This is a genomic window from Fuscibacter oryzae (assembly GCF_016765795.1).
Lineage (GTDB): Bacteria > Pseudomonadota > Alphaproteobacteria > Rhodobacterales > Rhodobacteraceae > Fuscibacter > Fuscibacter oryzae.
In genome coordinates this window covers 1-16,352 of the sequence record NZ_JAESVP010000010.1, presented here as the reverse complement: position 1 = coordinate 16,352, position 16,352 = coordinate 1, and the positions used below count along the sequence as shown (strand labels likewise).

At 61.7% G+C, this 16,352-nt stretch carries 17 protein-coding genes; 8 read left to right on the top strand and 9 right to left on the bottom strand.

Translation table 11 applies throughout. The annotated features are described in order from the left end of the window. Positions 1 to 88 precede the first annotated feature (88 nt). Positions 89 to 910 (bottom strand): ABC transporter permease, encoded by an 822-nt coding sequence (locus JI744_RS16375; protein WP_202662252.1) that lies wholly within the window; start codon positions 908 to 910, stop codon positions 89 to 91. Positions 911 to 1,035: 125 nt separating this feature from the next. Here JI744_RS16375 and cysQ point away from each other — a divergent pair, with 125 nt between their 5' ends. The 8 genes from cysQ to JI744_RS16335 all read left to right on the top strand — a co-directional run bounded on the left by cysQ (position 1,036) and on the right by JI744_RS16335 (position 10,259). Next, on the top strand, positions 1,036 to 1,830 hold the full coding sequence (gene cysQ / locus JI744_RS16370) for a 3'(2'),5'-bisphosphate nucleotidase CysQ (RefSeq protein WP_202662251.1): 795 nt from the start codon (positions 1,036 to 1,038) through the stop codon (positions 1,828 to 1,830). Beyond that, entirely contained in the window at positions 1,827 to 2,615 is a 789-nt protein-coding gene (locus JI744_RS16365) for a 3-deoxy-manno-octulosonate cytidylyltransferase (protein ID WP_202662250.1), read from the top strand. The genes cysQ and JI744_RS16365 overlap by 4 nt, the downstream gene beginning before the upstream one ends. Then, on the top strand, positions 2,612 to 3,883 hold the full coding sequence (locus tag JI744_RS16360) for a glycosyltransferase family 2 protein (protein ID WP_202662249.1): 1,272 nt from the start codon (positions 2,612 to 2,614) through the stop codon (positions 3,881 to 3,883). Before JI744_RS16365 ends, JI744_RS16360 begins: the two co-directional genes overlap by 4 nt. A gap of 119 nt (positions 3,884 to 4,002) precedes the next feature. Then, on the top strand, positions 4,003 to 4,896 hold the full coding sequence (gene galU, locus JI744_RS16355) for a UTP--glucose-1-phosphate uridylyltransferase GalU (protein ID WP_202662248.1): 894 nt from the start codon (positions 4,003 to 4,005) through the stop codon (positions 4,894 to 4,896). A gap of 2 nt (positions 4,897 to 4,898) precedes the next feature. Beyond that, complete coding sequence (locus JI744_RS16350) at positions 4,899 to 6,092, top strand: glycosyltransferase (RefSeq protein WP_202662247.1); 1,194 nt, start codon at positions 4,899 to 4,901, stop codon at positions 6,090 to 6,092. 102 nt (positions 6,093 to 6,194) lie between these two features. Beyond that, positions 6,195 to 7,145 carry a glycosyltransferase family 2 protein gene (locus JI744_RS16345; RefSeq protein ID WP_202662246.1) on the top strand — a complete coding sequence of 317 codons (951 nt, stop codon included), beginning with the start codon at positions 6,195 to 6,197 and terminating at the stop codon, positions 7,143 to 7,145. Further along, on the top strand, positions 7,142 to 8,845 hold the full coding sequence (locus JI744_RS16340) for a beta-1,6-N-acetylglucosaminyltransferase (RefSeq protein ID WP_236019508.1): 1,704 nt from the start codon (positions 7,142 to 7,144) through the stop codon (positions 8,843 to 8,845). Before JI744_RS16345 ends, JI744_RS16340 begins: the two co-directional genes overlap by 4 nt. A gap of 4 nt (positions 8,846 to 8,849) precedes the next feature. After that, entirely contained in the window at positions 8,850 to 10,259 is a 1,410-nt protein-coding gene (locus JI744_RS16335; protein ID WP_202662245.1) for a nodulation protein NodH, read from the top strand. Between the two features lie 6 nt (positions 10,260 to 10,265). Here the strand turns inward: JI744_RS16335 and JI744_RS16330 are convergent, their stop codons facing one another. The 8 genes from JI744_RS16330 to JI744_RS16295 all read right to left on the bottom strand — a co-directional run bounded on the left by JI744_RS16330 (position 10,266) and on the right by JI744_RS16295 (position 16,068). Continuing rightward, positions 10,266 to 10,730 (bottom strand): PTS sugar transporter subunit IIA, encoded by a 465-nt coding sequence (locus JI744_RS16330; RefSeq protein ID WP_202662244.1) that lies wholly within the window; start codon positions 10,728 to 10,730, stop codon positions 10,266 to 10,268. A 32-nt stretch (positions 10,731 to 10,762) separates the two neighbouring features. Beyond that, positions 10,763 to 11,338: a ribosome hibernation-promoting factor, HPF/YfiA family gene (hpf, locus tag JI744_RS16325; protein WP_202662243.1), complete on the bottom strand. Its 576-nt coding sequence runs from the start codon at positions 11,336 to 11,338 to the stop codon at positions 10,763 to 10,765. Positions 11,339 to 11,551: 213 nt separating this feature from the next. Beyond that, positions 11,552 to 12,310 (bottom strand): LPS export ABC transporter ATP-binding protein, encoded by a 759-nt coding sequence (gene lptB / locus JI744_RS16320; RefSeq protein ID WP_202662242.1) that lies wholly within the window; start codon positions 12,308 to 12,310, stop codon positions 11,552 to 11,554. Then, on the bottom strand, positions 12,310 to 12,804 hold the full coding sequence (gene lptA, locus JI744_RS16315) for a lipopolysaccharide transport periplasmic protein LptA (protein ID WP_202662241.1): 495 nt from the start codon (positions 12,802 to 12,804) through the stop codon (positions 12,310 to 12,312). The genes lptB and lptA overlap by 1 nt, the downstream gene beginning before the upstream one ends. A gap of 11 nt (positions 12,805 to 12,815) precedes the next feature. Further along, positions 12,816 to 13,421 carry a hypothetical protein gene (locus tag JI744_RS16310; protein ID WP_202662240.1) on the bottom strand — a complete coding sequence of 202 codons (606 nt, stop codon included), beginning with the start codon at positions 13,419 to 13,421 and terminating at the stop codon, positions 12,816 to 12,818. A 1-nt stretch (position 13,422) separates the two neighbouring features. Continuing rightward, positions 13,423 to 14,403, bottom strand: coding sequence for a KpsF/GutQ family sugar-phosphate isomerase (locus JI744_RS16305; RefSeq protein WP_202662239.1), 981 nt, complete (start codon positions 14,401 to 14,403; stop codon positions 13,423 to 13,425). Continuing rightward, positions 14,384 to 14,998 carry a ribonuclease D gene (locus tag JI744_RS16300; RefSeq protein ID WP_202662238.1) on the bottom strand — a complete coding sequence of 205 codons (615 nt, stop codon included), beginning with the start codon at positions 14,996 to 14,998 and terminating at the stop codon, positions 14,384 to 14,386. The genes JI744_RS16305 and JI744_RS16300 overlap by 20 nt, the downstream gene beginning before the upstream one ends. Positions 14,999 to 15,090: 92 nt before the next feature. After that, complete coding sequence (locus tag JI744_RS16295) at positions 15,091 to 16,068, bottom strand: hypothetical protein (RefSeq protein ID WP_202662237.1); 978 nt, start codon at positions 16,066 to 16,068, stop codon at positions 15,091 to 15,093. Between the last annotated feature and the right edge of the window lie 284 nt (positions 16,069 to 16,352).

Genomic DNA, 16,352 nt, shown 5'->3' with positions numbered 1-16,352 from the left:
GATTTGGGCCTGCAAGCGGCGGCAGGGGCCAAGTTGTGATGAATCCGACACGAACCGTGCGGTGAAAGGTGCAATTGCCGTCAGGGTGCTAGCGCCGGGCGCTCCAGCTTGCCGAAACGTGGCGCGAGGTGAAGCGTTCACCCAAGAGGCCGACGAACAGAAGAACCACGGTCACCACGACCGGATATTGGATCGAGCTATAATGCGGTGTGTAATTCAGGAACATGAAGCCGCGGATCTGGTCGATGATGTGGAACAGCGGGTTCCAGATGAAAAATACCAGAATGTGCATGGGCGTCACGTTCGCCAGAAATAATTTGCCCGAAAACACCATGTCGGCCTTGGTATAGGCCATTGTGAGTACACCGAAGAAATCGGGTGCCCAAGGCACCAGCGCCTTGAAGACCAGTCCGATTGCACAGCCCGACAGCCAAGCCAGCAGATACATAAGCAAAACGCCCACCGGTTCATCCACCGTGACCGGGTGCCACAGCACATGATAGCCGTACATGATGACTGCCGCCGATAGGGTTTGCATGTAAAGCGCGCTGAGTGCCGAGGCGCTGATCGAGACGATGGTGTTCATCGGACCGTGTTTCATCATGGATGAGGTCGGACCTTCGGCGGACGAGACCGCCCGTATGGCGCGCGAATGGGTCATATAGCTGAAAATGCCCGACATGATGTACATCATGCGGTCGCCCCGTACCGGGGCGTTGTTGTTGCCCATCAGGTTGTAAAGCAGCATCATGATCGCGATGCCGACGACCGATTGCGAAATCGCCATCAACAGCCCGATGATTGCATTGCCATGCGATTTCCGTATCCGGCGTACGGTGGCGTGAAAAATCAGCTCACTCAGCGCAACCGCGCTGTGAAAGGGGGTAACCTTTGCCTCGGGCCGGAACATCTGCGCTTCCTCATGGGGGAGGCCCCATATTCGCCGGGAAATCTTGCTGTTCCCTTGATGGCGCATGATAAGGGCAGAAATCAGGTTAATCAACGATGCGCGCATGAGCCGCGCAGGGGGCATTCATGGATTTCGACCGGCTGATTCCGATTCTTCGTCGTCTGGCGCTTGAGGCTGGTGCGCGGATCATGCAGGTCTATGACGGCCCCGATTTCGCGGTGAAGGTCAAAGGGGACCAAAGCCCGGTGACCGAGGCGGATGAGGCGGCGGATGCCCTGATCTCGGCCGGGTTGCGCGCGACTTTCCCGGATGTGGTGCTGATCACCGAGGAACAGGCCGCCAGCCATGCCCTGACCGCCAGCACCTTTCTGATCGTTGATCCCTTGGACGGCACCAAGGAATTCGTGCAACGGCGTGGCGATTTCACGGTGAACATCGCCTATGTGCAAAATGGCGTGCCGGTGCGCGGTGTGGTCTATGCACCCGCTCAAAAGCGGCTGTTCTACACGTTGCCGGGTGGCACGGCGGTGGAAGAGACCGGCGATTTCGCCCTTGATACCCCCGGTGCGCTGCATTCCATCCGGGTCAGCCAGCCTGACAATGGCGCGCTGATGGTTGTCGCCTCGAAATCGCACCGCGATCAGGCGACCGATGACTACATCGGGAAATACGCCTTCAAGGACATGAAGTCGGCGGGCAGCAGCCTGAAATTCTGCCTTGTGGCCACGGGCGAGGCCGATCTCTACCCCCGGCTTGGCCGCACAATGGAGTGGGACACCGCAGCGGGCGATGCCGTTCTGCGCGGGGCGGGGGGGCAGGTAGTGCGGTTCGATGACCATACACCTCTGGCCTATGGCAAGCCCGGCTGGGACAACCCGTTCTTCATCGCTTTCGCCCCCGGTGTGGAGTTGAAGAAATGAGCGTGCTGATCGCGATTCCCGCCCGCTATGCCAGCACGCGCTATCCCGGCAAACCCTTGGTCAGCCTGAAGGGGCCGGACGGCGAAAAGACCCTGATCCGCCGCAGTTGGGAGGCGGCGGTGGCCGTCCAGGGCGTGGACCGGGTGGTGGTGGCCACCGACGACACGCGCATCGCCGACCATGCGACGGGCTTTGGCGCCGAGGTGGTGATGACCTCACCCGCCTGCCAGAATGGAACCGAAAGGTGTGCCGAGGTGGCTGCGGCCCTGCCCGGCTATGACGTGGTGGTGAACCTGCAAGGCGATGCGCCGCTGACCCCGGCTTGGTTTGTCGAAGATCTGGTGGCAGGTCTGCGGGCCGACCCAGAGGCCGATATTGCAACCCCCGTCCTGCGCTGTGATGGCCGGGCGCTGAACGGCTTTCTGGCCGACCGTCGGGCGGGCAGGGTGGGGGGCACCACGGCGGTGTTCGGTGTGGGTGGCCGGGGGCTGTATTTCTCCAAGGAAGTGATCCCCTACACCGGCAAGACCTATGCCGACGAAGACCCGACGCCAGTGTTCCACCATGTCGGCGTCTATGCCTATCGCCCTGCCGCCTTGCACGCCTATCCATCATGGCCGCTTGGCCCGCTGGAGGCGTTGGAGGGGCTGGAGCAGCTGCGCTTTCTGGAAAACGGCCGCAAGGTGCTGTGCGTGCAGGTGCAGGCCCGCGGGCGGCAGTTCTGGGAGTTGAACAACCCCAGCGACGTGCCGGTGATCGAGGCGATGATGGCCGCGATGGGATGACGCCGCCCGACGCCAGCCCTGATGACGCTAGTGTTGTCATCGTCAGCCGCCATCGGGCGGCCTCGCTGGCGCGCTGTCTCGTGGCGCTGTCTCAGCAGGATCATCCCCGGTTCGAGGTGATTGTGGTTGCCGATCCTGAAGGGCTGGCGGCGGCACAGGCCACCGGGCTGGGGTTGAAGCTGGTGGGGTTTGATCAGCCCAATATCTCTGCCGCGCGCAATCTGGGGCTGGCGCAGGCCGCAGCGCCTTTGGTGGCCTTCATTGACGACGATGCGGTGGCAGAGGCGACGTGGCTTTCGCGTCTGGTGCGGCCCTTTCACCTGCCCGATGTGGTCGCCTCCACGGGGTTTGTGCGCGGGCGGAACGGAATCTCCTATCAATGGCGTGCGGCATCGGTGGATGCGCGGGGGCAGGACCACCCGCTGGAGGTGCCGGAAGAGGGCGCGGTGCTGCCCTCGCGTCCCGGCTTTGCGGTCAAGACCGTGGGCACAAACTGCGCCTTTCGCGCCGCCGCTTTGCGCGCGGTCGGTGGGTTTGATCCGGCCTATCGCTTCTATCTGGACGAGGCAGATGTGAATCTGCGGCTTGGTCCGCAGGGTTTGACCGCCATTGTGCCACTGGCGCAGGTTCACCACGGGTTCGAAGCTTCTCCCCGTCGCCGGGCGGACCGCGTGCCGACCGATTTGCAAGAGATTGCCGCCTCAACCGCCGTCTTTTTGCGCCGCCATGCGCCGGAGGCGCTGGGCGGGGGGCTGGCTTTGTTGCGCGAACAGCAAAAGGCGCGGCTTGATCGCCACCGCAAGGCGGGGCGGCTGACTGTGGCTGAGGTAACGGCCCTGCTGAAAGGATTGGAGCAGGGCTGGGCCGATGGGGAGAGCCGCGCGTTGCGCGAATTTGCCCCGCTGCGAGCAGTCACGCCGGATCTGAAACCCTTGGCCGATACCGGGCCACGTCCGGGCCTTGTGCTGGCGGGGCGCATCTGGAGCCGGCGGCGATTGCTGCGCGAGGCCAAATTGAAGGCCCCGCAAGCCATTGTCACTGTTTACAGTTTGTCACCAACGCCCCGCCGCCATTCGGTGCGATTCGATCCGCACGGCTTCTGGTTGCATCAGGGCGGCCTGTTCGGGCAGGTTTTGCGCGCAGGCCCACGCCTACGGCTGCTTGGTTTTGGCGCAAGAATTCGCCTCGAATGCCGCTATTGGGCGAAATTTCGGCCAATGGATGCGGAACCTTGCCGAGAGGGGAAATTTATCGGCGATGAAACCTGATCGGCGCCAAAAAACTATGCTATCGCAGCGCAGCAAGCGTTATGCTGCATCCGTCAGGGCGCATTTGCGCCGGCATGAGGACAATTGTTATGGCACCTGAGCAGGCCAAGAAGAAATCCATGAAACACCGGAAAGTTACCAAGGCCGTCTTCCCCGTTGCGGGAATGGGCACCCGTTTCCTGCCGGCCACCAAGTCGATCCCGAAAGAGATCATGACCCTGGTTGATCGCCCGCTGATCCAATATGCGATTGATGAGGCAAGGGCTGCGGGCATCAAGGAATTCATCTTCGTCACCTCGCGCGGGAAATCCGCGCTGGAGGATTACTTTGACCACGCGCCCGAACTGGAAAGCGCGTTGAAAAAGGCGGGCAAGGACCAGCTTCTTGAGGTTCTTAAGGAAACCAACATGGATTCTGGTGCCATTGCTTATGTGCGCCAGAATCGCGCGCTGGGTCTTGGCCATGCCGTCTGGTGCGCCCGCCGTCTGATCGGGGATGAGCCGTTTGCGGTTCTGCTGCCCGATGACGTGATCGCGGCCGAAAAGGCCTGTCTTGCCCAGATGATGGAAGCCTATGAGAACACTGGCGGCAACATTGTTGCTGCGATGGAGGTTCCGCCCGAAAAGGCCTCGTCCTACGGCGTTCTTGATATTGCCGAGGATATGGGGTCGATCGTGCGTGCCAAGGGCATGGTCGAAAAGCCCAAGAAGGAAGAAGCGCCTTCGAACCTTGCGGTGATCGGGCGCTATATCCTGCAACCTTCGGTGATGGATAACCTGAACAAGATCAAGCAGGGTGTCGGTGGCGAGATTCAGTTGACCGATGCGATTGCCGAAGAGGTGCCGAAGGGCAACGTCTATGGCTTCCGCTTCCGCGGTCAGCGCTATGATTGCGGATCGAAAGCAGGTTTCTTGCAGGCGACCGTGGCCTTTGGTCTGGCGCGCCCCGATCTGCGGGAAGAGTTCAACGCTTATCTGCATGACATGATCGCCCTGCAACAGGCGGCGCAGTAACCTTGGTCGCAGGCCCGGCGCGGCTGTTGGACCTGACGCGCAGTGTGTCGCGTCTGGGCCGGGGGCCGATGACGGGGATTGATCGGGTAGAGGCGGCATGGGCCGCCGAACTGGTGAAACAGACAGAACCCGCCCTTGCGCTGATCCGCACGGGGGCGGGTTTTTTGTTGCTGGACCGCGTGGGGATGGCGGCACTGCTCACCACCGATCTGCCCGCGCGGGCGGATGGTCTGGCGCGGCTGACGCATCGCAGGCACCCCGCTTGGGCGCGGGCCGAAACGCTGGCGCGGCGGCTGGCGGTGGCACGGTGCAGCCGTTTTGGCCTGGCGCGGATGGTGCGGCGCTGGTGCCCTGCCGGGGGCATCTATCTGAACCTTGGCCATGCAAACCTTGTGCCCCGCACGTTGCGGCAGGTTCAGCGCGGCGGGCTGAAGGTGACGGTTCTGATCCATGACACCATTCCGCTGGACCACCCCGATCTGGTTCGCGTGGGCAGTCCCGATGCCTTTCGTCGCAAACTGGCGGCGGTTGTGCAGCATGCGGATCGGGTGATCCACCTGACCGCTGCCACCCGCCAGTTGACCGAGGGGCATTTTGCCCGATTGGGCCGGGTGCCGCCCGGCTGCACCGCGCCGCTGGGTGTCATGCCTGCGCGGCCCGACCCTGCCGCGTTGCCCGCCGGGCCGACCCTGTCGCGCCCCTACTTCGTGGCTTTGGGCACGATTGAACCGCGCAAAAATATTGGCCTGTTGCTGGATGTCTGGGACGTGCTGGCCGCCCCGCCCCAACTGTTGCTGATCGGCGCGCGCGGCTGGGCCGGGGCCGACCTGCTGGCGCGGCTCGACGCATTGCCGCCGGGCGGTGCGATCACCGAACTGAACGGGCTGCCCGATGACGCGGTTGCCGCCTTGCTGGCCGGTGCGCGGGCGCTGCTGTTTCCCAGCCTGGCCGAAGGCTACGGTCTGCCCCCGTTAGAGGCGGCGGCGCTGGGTGTTCCGGTGCTGGCGCTGAAACTGCCGGTAATCCATGAGACTCTTGGCGACTATCCGGTTTACCTGAACGATTCCAATCGGTATTCTTGGGCAACAAAGATAGAAGAACTGGTTCAGACGACAGAACGGGCAGGTCAGACAGACGCAAGGATTGTGCTTCCCACGTGGGAGGCTCATTTCAACGCGGTCTTAAGCCCTGCCTGACAGGATGTGCCAGAGAGCGTCTGGCAGCAGGGTGAGGCGGGGGTGAAGTTACTGTCTCAATATGTCTTGCGACTGGCCCGCAAGCGGTGGCTTGTGCGTGCAATGCGCAAGCGTCGCGAATTGCAGCCCGTGGTTGATCGCACGAACCTGATTTCCCGCGATGGTATTCTACTGTTTTCGACGCTGCGCAACGAAAAAATTCGTCTGCCGTTTTTCCTGCGCTATTACCGCGACCTTGGGGTCAACCATTTTCTGTTCGTTGATAACGACAGCGACGATGGCGGGCGCGAATATCTGGCGCAGCAGCCGGACGTCTCGGTCTGGACCACAAGTGCCAGCTATAAACGGGCGCGCTTTGGCGCTGACTGGCTGAACTGGTTGCAGCGCAAATATGGCCATGGGCATTGGACGCTGGTGGTCGATGCGGATGAGTTCTTTGTCTATCCGTTCTGCGATACCCGACCCCTGCGGGCGCTGACCGACTGGCTGGATGCATCGTCGATCAAGTCCTTTTCGGCGATGCTGTTGGATATGTATCCCAAGGGCCCGTTCGATGCGCAGCCTTACAGCGAAGGGCAAGACCCGCTGGAAATTGCCAATTGGTTCGATAGCGGCAATTACGTCATCAACCGCAACCGCAAATTCGGCAACCTGTGGATCCAGGGCGGCCCACGGATGCGGATGTTCTTTGCCGATGCCCCCGAACGTGCGCCTGCGCTGAACAAGGTGCCCTTGGTCAAATGGCATCGCAGCTATGCCTATGTCAGCTCAACCCATTCGCTGCTGCCGCGCGGGCTTAACCAGGTTTACGACGAATGGGGCGGCGAAAAGGCCTCTGGCGTGTTACTGCACGCCAAGTTCCTCGACACGTTCGGCACCAAGGCGGCAGAAGAGATGGCGCGGCGCCAGCATTATGCCAACAGCCACGAATACCGCGCCTATAGCCAGGTCATCGGCACCGAACCTGACCTGTGGTGCAAATGGAGCGAAAAGTACATCAACTGGCGCCAGCTGGAGATTCTGGGCCTCATGTCCAAGGGGAACTGGGCATGAAAAGCGGCTCGCTTGGCTTTGTGATGCTGTGCCACACCGCGCTGGACCGCGCGGCGCAAGTGGCGCGGCACTGGGCCGAGCGGGATTGTCCGGTGGTGATTCATGTGGACAAACGGGTTGGACGCAAGGCCCATGCGCGACTGCTCAAACAGTTGGAAGATCTGGGGAATGTGCGGTTTTCGCGCCGTCATTCCTGTGAATGGGGCACCTGGGGGCTGATTGCCGCGACGCAAGACGCAAGCGAAGTGATACTGGCCGAATTTCCCGGCGTGCGGCATGTCTACCTTGCGTCGGGGGCCTGCCTGCCGCTGCGCCCGGTGGGCGAGTTGATCCGTTATCTTGATGCCCGCCCGCGCACCGATTTCATTGAAAGCGTGACGACCGAAGATGTCGGCTGGACGGTGGGGGGGCTGGATGTCGAACGCTTTACCCTGCGCTTTCCCTTTAGCTGGCGCAAGCAACGGCGGTTGTTTGACTGGTATGTCCGGGTTCAGCGCCGCGTCGGTTTTCGCCGTAAGGTGCCTGCGGGGGTGGTGCCGCATCTGGGCAGCCAATGGTGGTGCCTGACGCGGCAGACGCTTTCGGCCATTCTGGAAAACCCGGATCGAGATGAGATTGACCGCTATTTTCGCCGGGTTTGGATTCCCGATGAAAGCTATTTCCAGACCTTGGTACGGCAGGTTTCCCCCAATGTCGAAAGCCGGTCTTTGACGCTGTCGAAGTTCGACTTTCAGGGCAAGCCGCATATCTTTTATGACGACCACCTGCAAATCCTGCGGCGGTCGGATTGCTTTGTCGCGCGCAAGATCTGGCCCCATGCCGACAAGCTTTACCGCAACTTCCTGACCGACAATGCCAGCGCGCAAGCGGCAGAGCCGAACCCCGGCAAGATCGACCGGTTGTTTTCCAAGGCGGTCGAACGGCGCACCAAGGGCCGCGCAGGTCTTTACATGCAAAGCCGCTACCCCAACGAAAACTGGGAAAATGGCCGCACCGCTGCACCCTACGCCGTTTTCGAAGGCTTCACCGATGTGTTCGAGAATTTTGAGGTCTGGCTGGGCAAGACCACCGGCACACGTGTACACGGCCATCTGTTCGCGCCCGATCGGGTAGAGTTTGCCGGGCGCGAGACGGTTTATAATGGTGCCCTGTCCGATAGCGCGACCTTGCGCGACTATACCCCCAAGGGGTTCTTGACCAACCTCTTGTGGAACACGCGCGGAGAGCGCCAATGCCTGCAATTCGGGCCGGGCGACAATCAGGCGCTGGCCACCTTTATGGCGGGCGATCCAAATGCCCAGATCTCGGTGATTTCGGGGGCCTGGGCGGTGCCGCTGTTCCATTCGAACAGGAATTTCAGCGATATCCGGCGCGAGGCGGCGCAGTTGCAAAAGATCGAAGCGGAGTTTTTGGCCATGCTGCGCAGCCCTTGGGCCAAGGCGCGGGTGCGGGTCTGGACGCTGGCGGAATTCGTGGAAAACCCGATGGAGCCGTTGCAAACCGTGGTGGATGAGATCAGCCCGCGCTCGATGCGGCGGCTGACCGAGGTGCCGCGGCTGACCGACCTTAGCGGCTTTGGCCAGTTCTTGCAGAACCTGCGCAATCAGGGGATGCAGCCGGTTCTGATGGGAGAGTTCCCGGTGAATGACGATCTGCGCGGCAATCCACCGCGCCGTGGCCGCCCCTATCTGGTGAACTGACCGGATGCCAACCCTGCGATTCACCAGCTTTGTCGTGTTCGCCGAAATGCGGACAGGATCGAATTTTCTGGAAGCCAATCTGAACGATCTGGCGGGCGTCAGATGCCATGGCGAGGCGTTCAACCCCTATTTCATTGGCGGGGAGGGCAAGCAAGAATTGCTGGGCGTGTCGCTGGATCAGCGCAACGCCGATCCGCGCAGCCTGTTGCGCGCCATGGTGACGGGCACCGACGGGATGTCTGGGTTTCGCTATTTCAACGACCATGACCCGCGCGTGTTCGATCTGGTGGTGAATGATCCGGCGGTGGCCAAGATCATCCTGACGCGCAACCATCTGGACAGCTATGTCAGTTGGAAAATCGCGATGGAAAGCGATCAGTGGTGGCTGGCCAACACCAAGCATCTGAAAACCGTGCGGCCCCCGTTCGATCTGGAGGAATTCACCGCTCGGCTGGATGTATTGCAGCAGTTCCAGCGCCGCCTGACCCACCAGTTGCAGGCCACCGGGCAGACCGCGTTTTATATCGACTATGATGATATCCTTGATCTGGATGTGCTGAACGGTCTTGCCGCCTTTCTGGGGGTAGAGGCGCGGTTGCAGGCATTGAACTATCGCTTCAAGAAACAGAATCCCGAACCGATTCTGGACAAGGTGTCGAACCCCGCCGAAATGCAGGCGGGGTTGGCCAAGGTCGATTTCTTTGCCCTAAGCCACAGCCCCAGTTTTGAGCCGCGCCGCGCCGGTGCCGTGCCCAGCTATCTGGCGTCAGAGGTACAGCCCCTGCTGTTCATGCCGATCAAGGCCGCACCAGAGGCAAGGCTGCGCAAATGGCTGAACGCGATGGGCGGGGTGCAGACGGGCATGGACCGCCAGTCCCTGCGCCGCTGGCGCGAGGGCAATCCGGGCCACCGCAGCTTTACGGTGCTGCGCCATCCGCTGGCGCGCGCGCATGCCGCCTTTTCCGATTTCGTCGCGCGCGAATGGATGCCGGAGCTGCGGCCCTATCTGAAGCGGGTTCACAAGTTCACCCTGCCGCCCAAGGGCAAAGGCTTTGCCAGTGCCGCCGAATATCGCGAGGGTCTGTTGGTGTTTCTGGACATGATCCGCCACCTGCACAACGGCCGGACCGAACTGCGCACTCCGCCGCATCTGGCGACCCAAGGAACCATCTTGCAGGGCTTTGCCTCCTTGCAGGGCCCTGATCTGGTAATCCGTGAAGACCGGCTGGCCGAGGGCGTTGCCTGGCTTTCGGCGGAAATCGGGCGGCCCTTGCCTGCCTTGCCCGCCGCCGTAGCGACCGGGCCTTATGCGCTCGACAGCCTTTATGGCCCCGATCTGGAGGCCGCGGCCCGCGCCGCCTATGGCCGGGACTATACGGCTTTCGGCTTTGGCGACTGGCAGCCCGGCTTCTGAACCGGATCAGGCGGCCTGAATCGCCTTTGCCTCGGTCAGAATGGCGTAAAGTTTGGCCGGATCACTGTTGGCGCGCAGCTTGGCGCAAACTGACGCGTCGCGCATGGTACGACTGACCAGCGCCAGCGCCTTGAGGTGATCGACGCCTGAATCCTTTGGCGCCAGCAGGCAGAAGGCCAGGTCGATCGGCTGACGATCCACGCTGTCATATTCCAGCGGTTTTTCCAGCCGCACGAACAGCCCGACGATCTGGGTCAGCCCTTCCAGCCGGGCGTGGGGCAGGGCGATGCCGTTGCCCACCCCGGTTGGCCCCAGGCTTTCGCGCTCCTGCAAGCCGTCAAAGGCTTGGGCCGCATTCAGGCCATAGGCCTGGGCGGCGACCTCACCAAGCTCTTGAAACAACCGTTTCTTGCTGGTCATCTGGCCCAGCACACGCACGGCGCCGGGTGTCAAAAGCTTGGCAAGGTTCATGCCTGTTCGTCCTTTTGGCCCTGAACCGGGCCTTATTTGCTGTTGCGCGGATCGATCCAGCCGATGTTGCCGTCATCCCGACGGTACACCACATTCACGCCGCCATGTCCTTCGTTGCGAAAGACCAAAAGACGCTGCCCGGCAAGCTCCAGCTGCATGACCGCCTCGCCCACGGTGATTGACGGAATCTTCGTCTCCATCTCGGCGATGACAATCGGCTGTAGCGCGTCGGTATCTGCGTCTTCCGGCTCCTCGGTTGGCGCGAGGATATAGGCGGAGCCGCCCTCGAATTCAACCGGCTCTACGCGGTTGGTATGATGGTTGCGCAGGCGCCGCTTGTACCGGCGCATCTGCTTGTCCATCTTTTCGCGGCAGCTTTCAAAAGCGGCATAGATTTCGGTGGCATGGCCCTTGGCCTGCACCGTCAGTCCGGTAGACAGATGGATCACCGCTTCGCAGACGTTTTCATGCGCAACGCGCGAAAACACCACCGTGGCATCGGTCGGGCGCTGGGCGTATTTCTCTATCACCTCGCCCAGTTCGGCCTTCACATGGGTCTGAAGGGCTTCACCAATGTCGATTTGTTTTCCGCTGATCTGGTAGCGCATGATGCCTCCTTTACATATGCGTAGAAGTCCCCGGCACGGGTTGCCGGGGCGGGGTTTTCCCATTGAGAGAAAGGGGAAATTCTGCCCAGTTCCCATCTGCGGCGGGGCCGGTGGCGGGCCGCTTGTGTCATTCGGGTCTGGGCGCATATCGCGTGCATCCCCTTCATTTGGGAACGCCGCCCTGCGCTTGTCAATAACGGTGTGACAGCATCGTCAAATGATGCGGAAATTCTCGCCCAGATAGACGCGGCGAACCATCTCATCCTGAACGATTTCCTGCGCCGTTCCGGTTTTCAGCACAGTGCCGTCATGCAGGATGTAGGCGCGGTCCACGATGTCCAGTGTTTCGCGCACGTTATGGTCGGTGATCAGGACGCCGATTCCCCTGCTTTTCAGATCATGCACCAGGTGGCGGATTTCGCCGACGGCGATCGGGTCCACCCCGGCGAAGGGTTCGTCCAGCAGCAGGTACTTCGGCTCCGCCGCCAGACAGCGGGCAATTTCCACCCGCCGCCGTTCGCCGCCCGACAGGGCCAGCGCGGGGGCATGGCGGATATGGGTGATGGAAAACTCGCCCAGCAACTCTTCCAGCCGTTCGCGGCGCTTGTGGCGGTCGGGCTCGCGAATCTCCAGAACGGCCAGAATGTTGTCTTCGACCGACAGGCCGCGAAAGATCGAGACCTCTTGCGGCAGATAGCCAATGCCCAGCCGGGCGCGGCGATACATCGGCAGCGATGTCACGTCGCGCCCGTCAATGGTGACCTTGCCGCGTTCCGGGATGACCAGTCCGGCGATGGAATAAAAGGTGGTGGTCTTGCCGCAGCCGTTCGGGCCAAGCAGTGCCACCACTTCGCCTTGCCGCAGATCCAGCGACACATCGCGGATCACCGGGCGGCGTTTGTAGCTTTTCTGCAACCCGCGAATCGACAGACCCTGCGCCGAGGGTGCCTCGGTCGCGTGATCGGGCGACATCAGTTGCCCCCCGGCACGAAGGTTGTGGTCACGCCGCCCTCCATCCGGCCGGTGCCGGATTTCAGATCGACCGACAGTTTCTGCCCCTTGATCGCGGCGGCCCCTTGGGTTAGCACCACATCGCCCGTCATCACCACGGCCCCGGAGGCGATGGTATAGACCGCCTCGTTCCCCTTGGCGGCATCGGTTGCGTTCACCAGCAGCACGTTGCCGGTGGCATGCAGCGACTGCACCTGCTTTTGGTCGGCGGCATAGGTGACGGTCACCTTGTCAGCCGACAGCTTCATGGCGCCTTGGGTGACCAGCACGTTACCGGCAAATTCCGCAGCGCCATTGGTCTGATCGACCGACAGGCTGTCGGCCTTTACCTCTACCGGCTGAGAGGGATCGCCCTTCAAACCACCGAATTTCAGGTTCGTGCCCTGCGCAAAGGCCGCATCCGGCCCCAGCAGAAGGGCGACGCAAAGGGCGATAAGGGCAAAGGGCTTGATCATGGGAAATCCCGTCATTTCGCCGGTTGGTATAGCAAGTGGACGTTGCCGTTGAAAACCAGAAGATAGCCGCCGCCTTGGCCCTTCTGGTAAAGTTTCATCCGATCTGCCGTCAATTTGCCCATCGGGGCGTCTGCCGTGACGGCGCCGCGGCTTTCGGCCCAGGTCCGATCCAGCGCAAGGCCGAAGCCGGCGCTAATCACAGTATAACCTGCAGAGGATTTCAGCGTCACCCCGCCCGCCAGTTCCGCGCTTTTGGCGACATTGTCCACCTCGGCGGTTCCTGCGGTAATGTCAGTGGTGGAGCCGTCTGGCGTGGCGAGTCTGCCAGTGATGCCCTTGGCCGTGCCGCTGCCATCGGGGCGGGGCCGGGCCTCGGCCATGTTCAGGGTCAGTGCAGCACCGTCGGCGGTTACCCCCGACAGGCCCGCATCGGTCAGCCGGGGTTCGCGCAGACGGTCCTCGATATCAACCTTGGCATAGGGGATGGCATCTTCGGGGTTGATCTGGCGCGAGAACAGGAACAGCGACGACAGGATGGCCAGCGCCAGCAGCGGCAGCGCGATCTTCAGCACGGCGACAACGCGCGAATGCAGGTTGTCGCGAGCCTGAAACACCATGTCAGACCACCCCTGCGCGCAGGCAGTCATGGATATGAACGATGCCCAGCGGCTGGCCGGGGGCCTCATCTGCCATGACGAAAAGGCAGGTGATCTTTTTGTCATTCATCAGAGCCACAGCCTTTTCGGCCAGCGCATCGGGCGAAACAGTGCGCGGGCCGCGCGTCATCACATCGCCCGCCGACAGGTCCAGCAGGCCGTTCATATGTCGCCGCAGGTCGCCATCGGTGATGATGCCCTGTAGCCAGCCGTCGGCATCGGTGACCCCCACCACGCCATAGCCCTTGGCGCTGATTTCCAGCAAAGCCTCGCTCATCGGGGCGTCATGGTTGATCAGCGGCAGGTCGGCGTGCATCAAATCGCGCACCTTCAGCAGCTTGGCACCCAGTTTACCGCCGGGGTGGAACATGCGAAAATGCTCCGGCGTGAACTTGCGATGCTCCATCAGTGCCACGGCCAGCGCATCGCCCAAGGCCAGCGTCATGGTGGTGGAGGTGGTGGGCACGATGCCGGTATCGCAAGCCTCTGGCACGGCGGGCAGCAGCAAGGCCACCTCTGACTGGCGGGCAAGGGTCGAATCTGGTTTGCCGGTGATGCCGATCATCGGAATGCCAAAGCGACGGGTATGGGCGATGATGTCGGCCAGTTCCGCTGTCTCACCCGAATTCGAGATGAGCAGCGCCACATCGCCCTTGGTCACCATGCCCAGATCGCCATGGCTGGCCTCGGCGGGGTGAACAAAATGGGCAGGCGTGCCGGTGCTGGCAAAGGTTGCCGCCATCTTGCGCGCAATATGGCCCGATTTGCCCATGCCGGACACGATGACCCGCCCTTCGGCAGACAGGATCAGCCGAACCGCCGCGCCAAACCCGTCGCCAAGGCTGTCGCCAAGCACGGTCAGCGCCTCGGCTTCGCGTGCGATGACGCGGCGACCGGTGGCCAGAAAGTCGGTGACCAGAAAATCAGTGGTGGAAGAGGTCATTCGGTTCGTCCCAGCCCAGAAGGTCCAGCTCCGCCCGTGCGGGCAGGAAATCGAAACAGCGTTGCGCCAGATCCATCCGGCCCTCGCGGTGCAAGATCGCCTCCAGCGCGTCTTTCAGCTTGTGCAGATACAGCACATCCGATGCCGCATAGTCCTTTTGCGCATCGGTCAACACGGCAGAGCCCCAGTCGCTGGTTTGCTGCGCCTTGGAAACATCCACGCCGACATATTCCATCAGTAGGTATTTCAGGCCGTGGCGATCCGTATAGGTACGGATCAGCTTGGATGCGATCTTGGTGCACCAGACGGGCGCGGTGCGCACGCCAAAAGCTTTTTGCAAGGCGGCCACGTCGAACCGGCCAAAGTGGAACAGCTTCAACACCGCCGGATCGGTCAGCAACCGTTCCAGATTGGGCGCGCTGGTCTGGCCACGGGCGATCTGCACCAGATGGGCGTTACCGTCGCCGCTGGACAATTGCACCACGCACAGTCGGTCGCGGCGTGGGTCAAGGCCCATGGTTTCGGTGTCGATGGCGACCACGGGGCCAAGGGTCAGGCCGTCGGGCAGGTCGTTCTGGTGCAGATGGTTGGCCAAGGTGCGGGGTTCCGTCAGATGGGGTCGCAGCCTCGATAGACCCGGCGGGGGCAGAGGGTCAACCGCTGCCCGCCGATCATGGCAAAAGACGGCTACAACAGCCCGCTGATCATCATTCGGGTGGCTGTCAACGGCACGCCGCGCGTGGTTTTGCCGGTCATGGTGAACTTGCGCTTCTTGGAATCCTGCAAGCCTGCCATGAAATCTTCGTCCACATCGGCGCTGTTCCAGAAGACCTGCACGCCGAACATGCCCTTCATTGCGAACGATCCCACCGTTCCGGGCCGCATCGGCGGGGCGTAAAGGTTTGCGGGCGGTTCAGACGAGTAATATACTTTGTTCGGCGCCTCGAAGTAGTAATACCACACCTCGTAAGCGCCTTCTTCGACTTCCCACCAGCCGCCCAGCCAATGGGGCACGGGCTTGCCCGCGTCGATCAGCGCCTTCATGTTTACCCAGCCTTGAAGGGCATCAGGCCGCCAGTCGTGGCGCTTGCGCTTGATCGCATCATAGCCATTGCTCGGTCCGCCCTGGCCGGATTCAACCGTGTACCAATTTGCGCCCTCGACATAGAGCGACACGCCCATGTGGTTCAGGTTGGTGCCGTTGTGGTCGGATGACTGCGCGAACATGCGGAACACATCGCCATAATTTGGCATGGCTCCACTGCTGGCAGGCACCCAGCAATGGCCAAGGCCATAGCGCGTCAGCCAGTCGGCAATATCAAACCGGCCCACCCCATCCTTTGAGGTATAGCCCATTGCCACCGCGCATTTTGAACAGAACTCGTTGCAGGTGGTGGTGCGGTCGTTGACCCATTTGTCGAGCAAGCTGCGCTGGCTATAGCCGGTCATCCGCTGAAAATCGGGGTTCGTCACGATGCCATCAGCGATGGCTTTCACATCATCCGACGAAAATTTGCCTTTCGCCGTGGTCAGGGTTTTCGATCCCTTGCCGGTTGACCGTACCTCTGGCGTCTGGCCGGGCAGATCGCCGACATAGGGCGGAACGGTCGAGATGAACTTTTCCAGCTTAAGCTGGTAGTCTTCCGTCAGGGCTGGTGCCGCCATGGTTTCGCGCTCCGCAAACACAGGCAGGCATAATTATGCCTGACGGCAATATTACGGCATCAAATTGGGAAGTCACGGGCTGAAAACCAAAAGACCGCCCCAAGGGCGGTCTTTTGAGTGTTGGTGCTCAGAATAGGCAGGGCACCAATAATGCACCAAAAATGACCTGCCCCCCGGTCGTCCCTCGTTCATAACGAGAGTCCTTGGGGTTGATAGTGGTCGGTTTCGGGTTGGGCAAGCGCGCCGGGCGCGGAGCCCTCAGATTGCTCAAGCGCCCGGCGCGC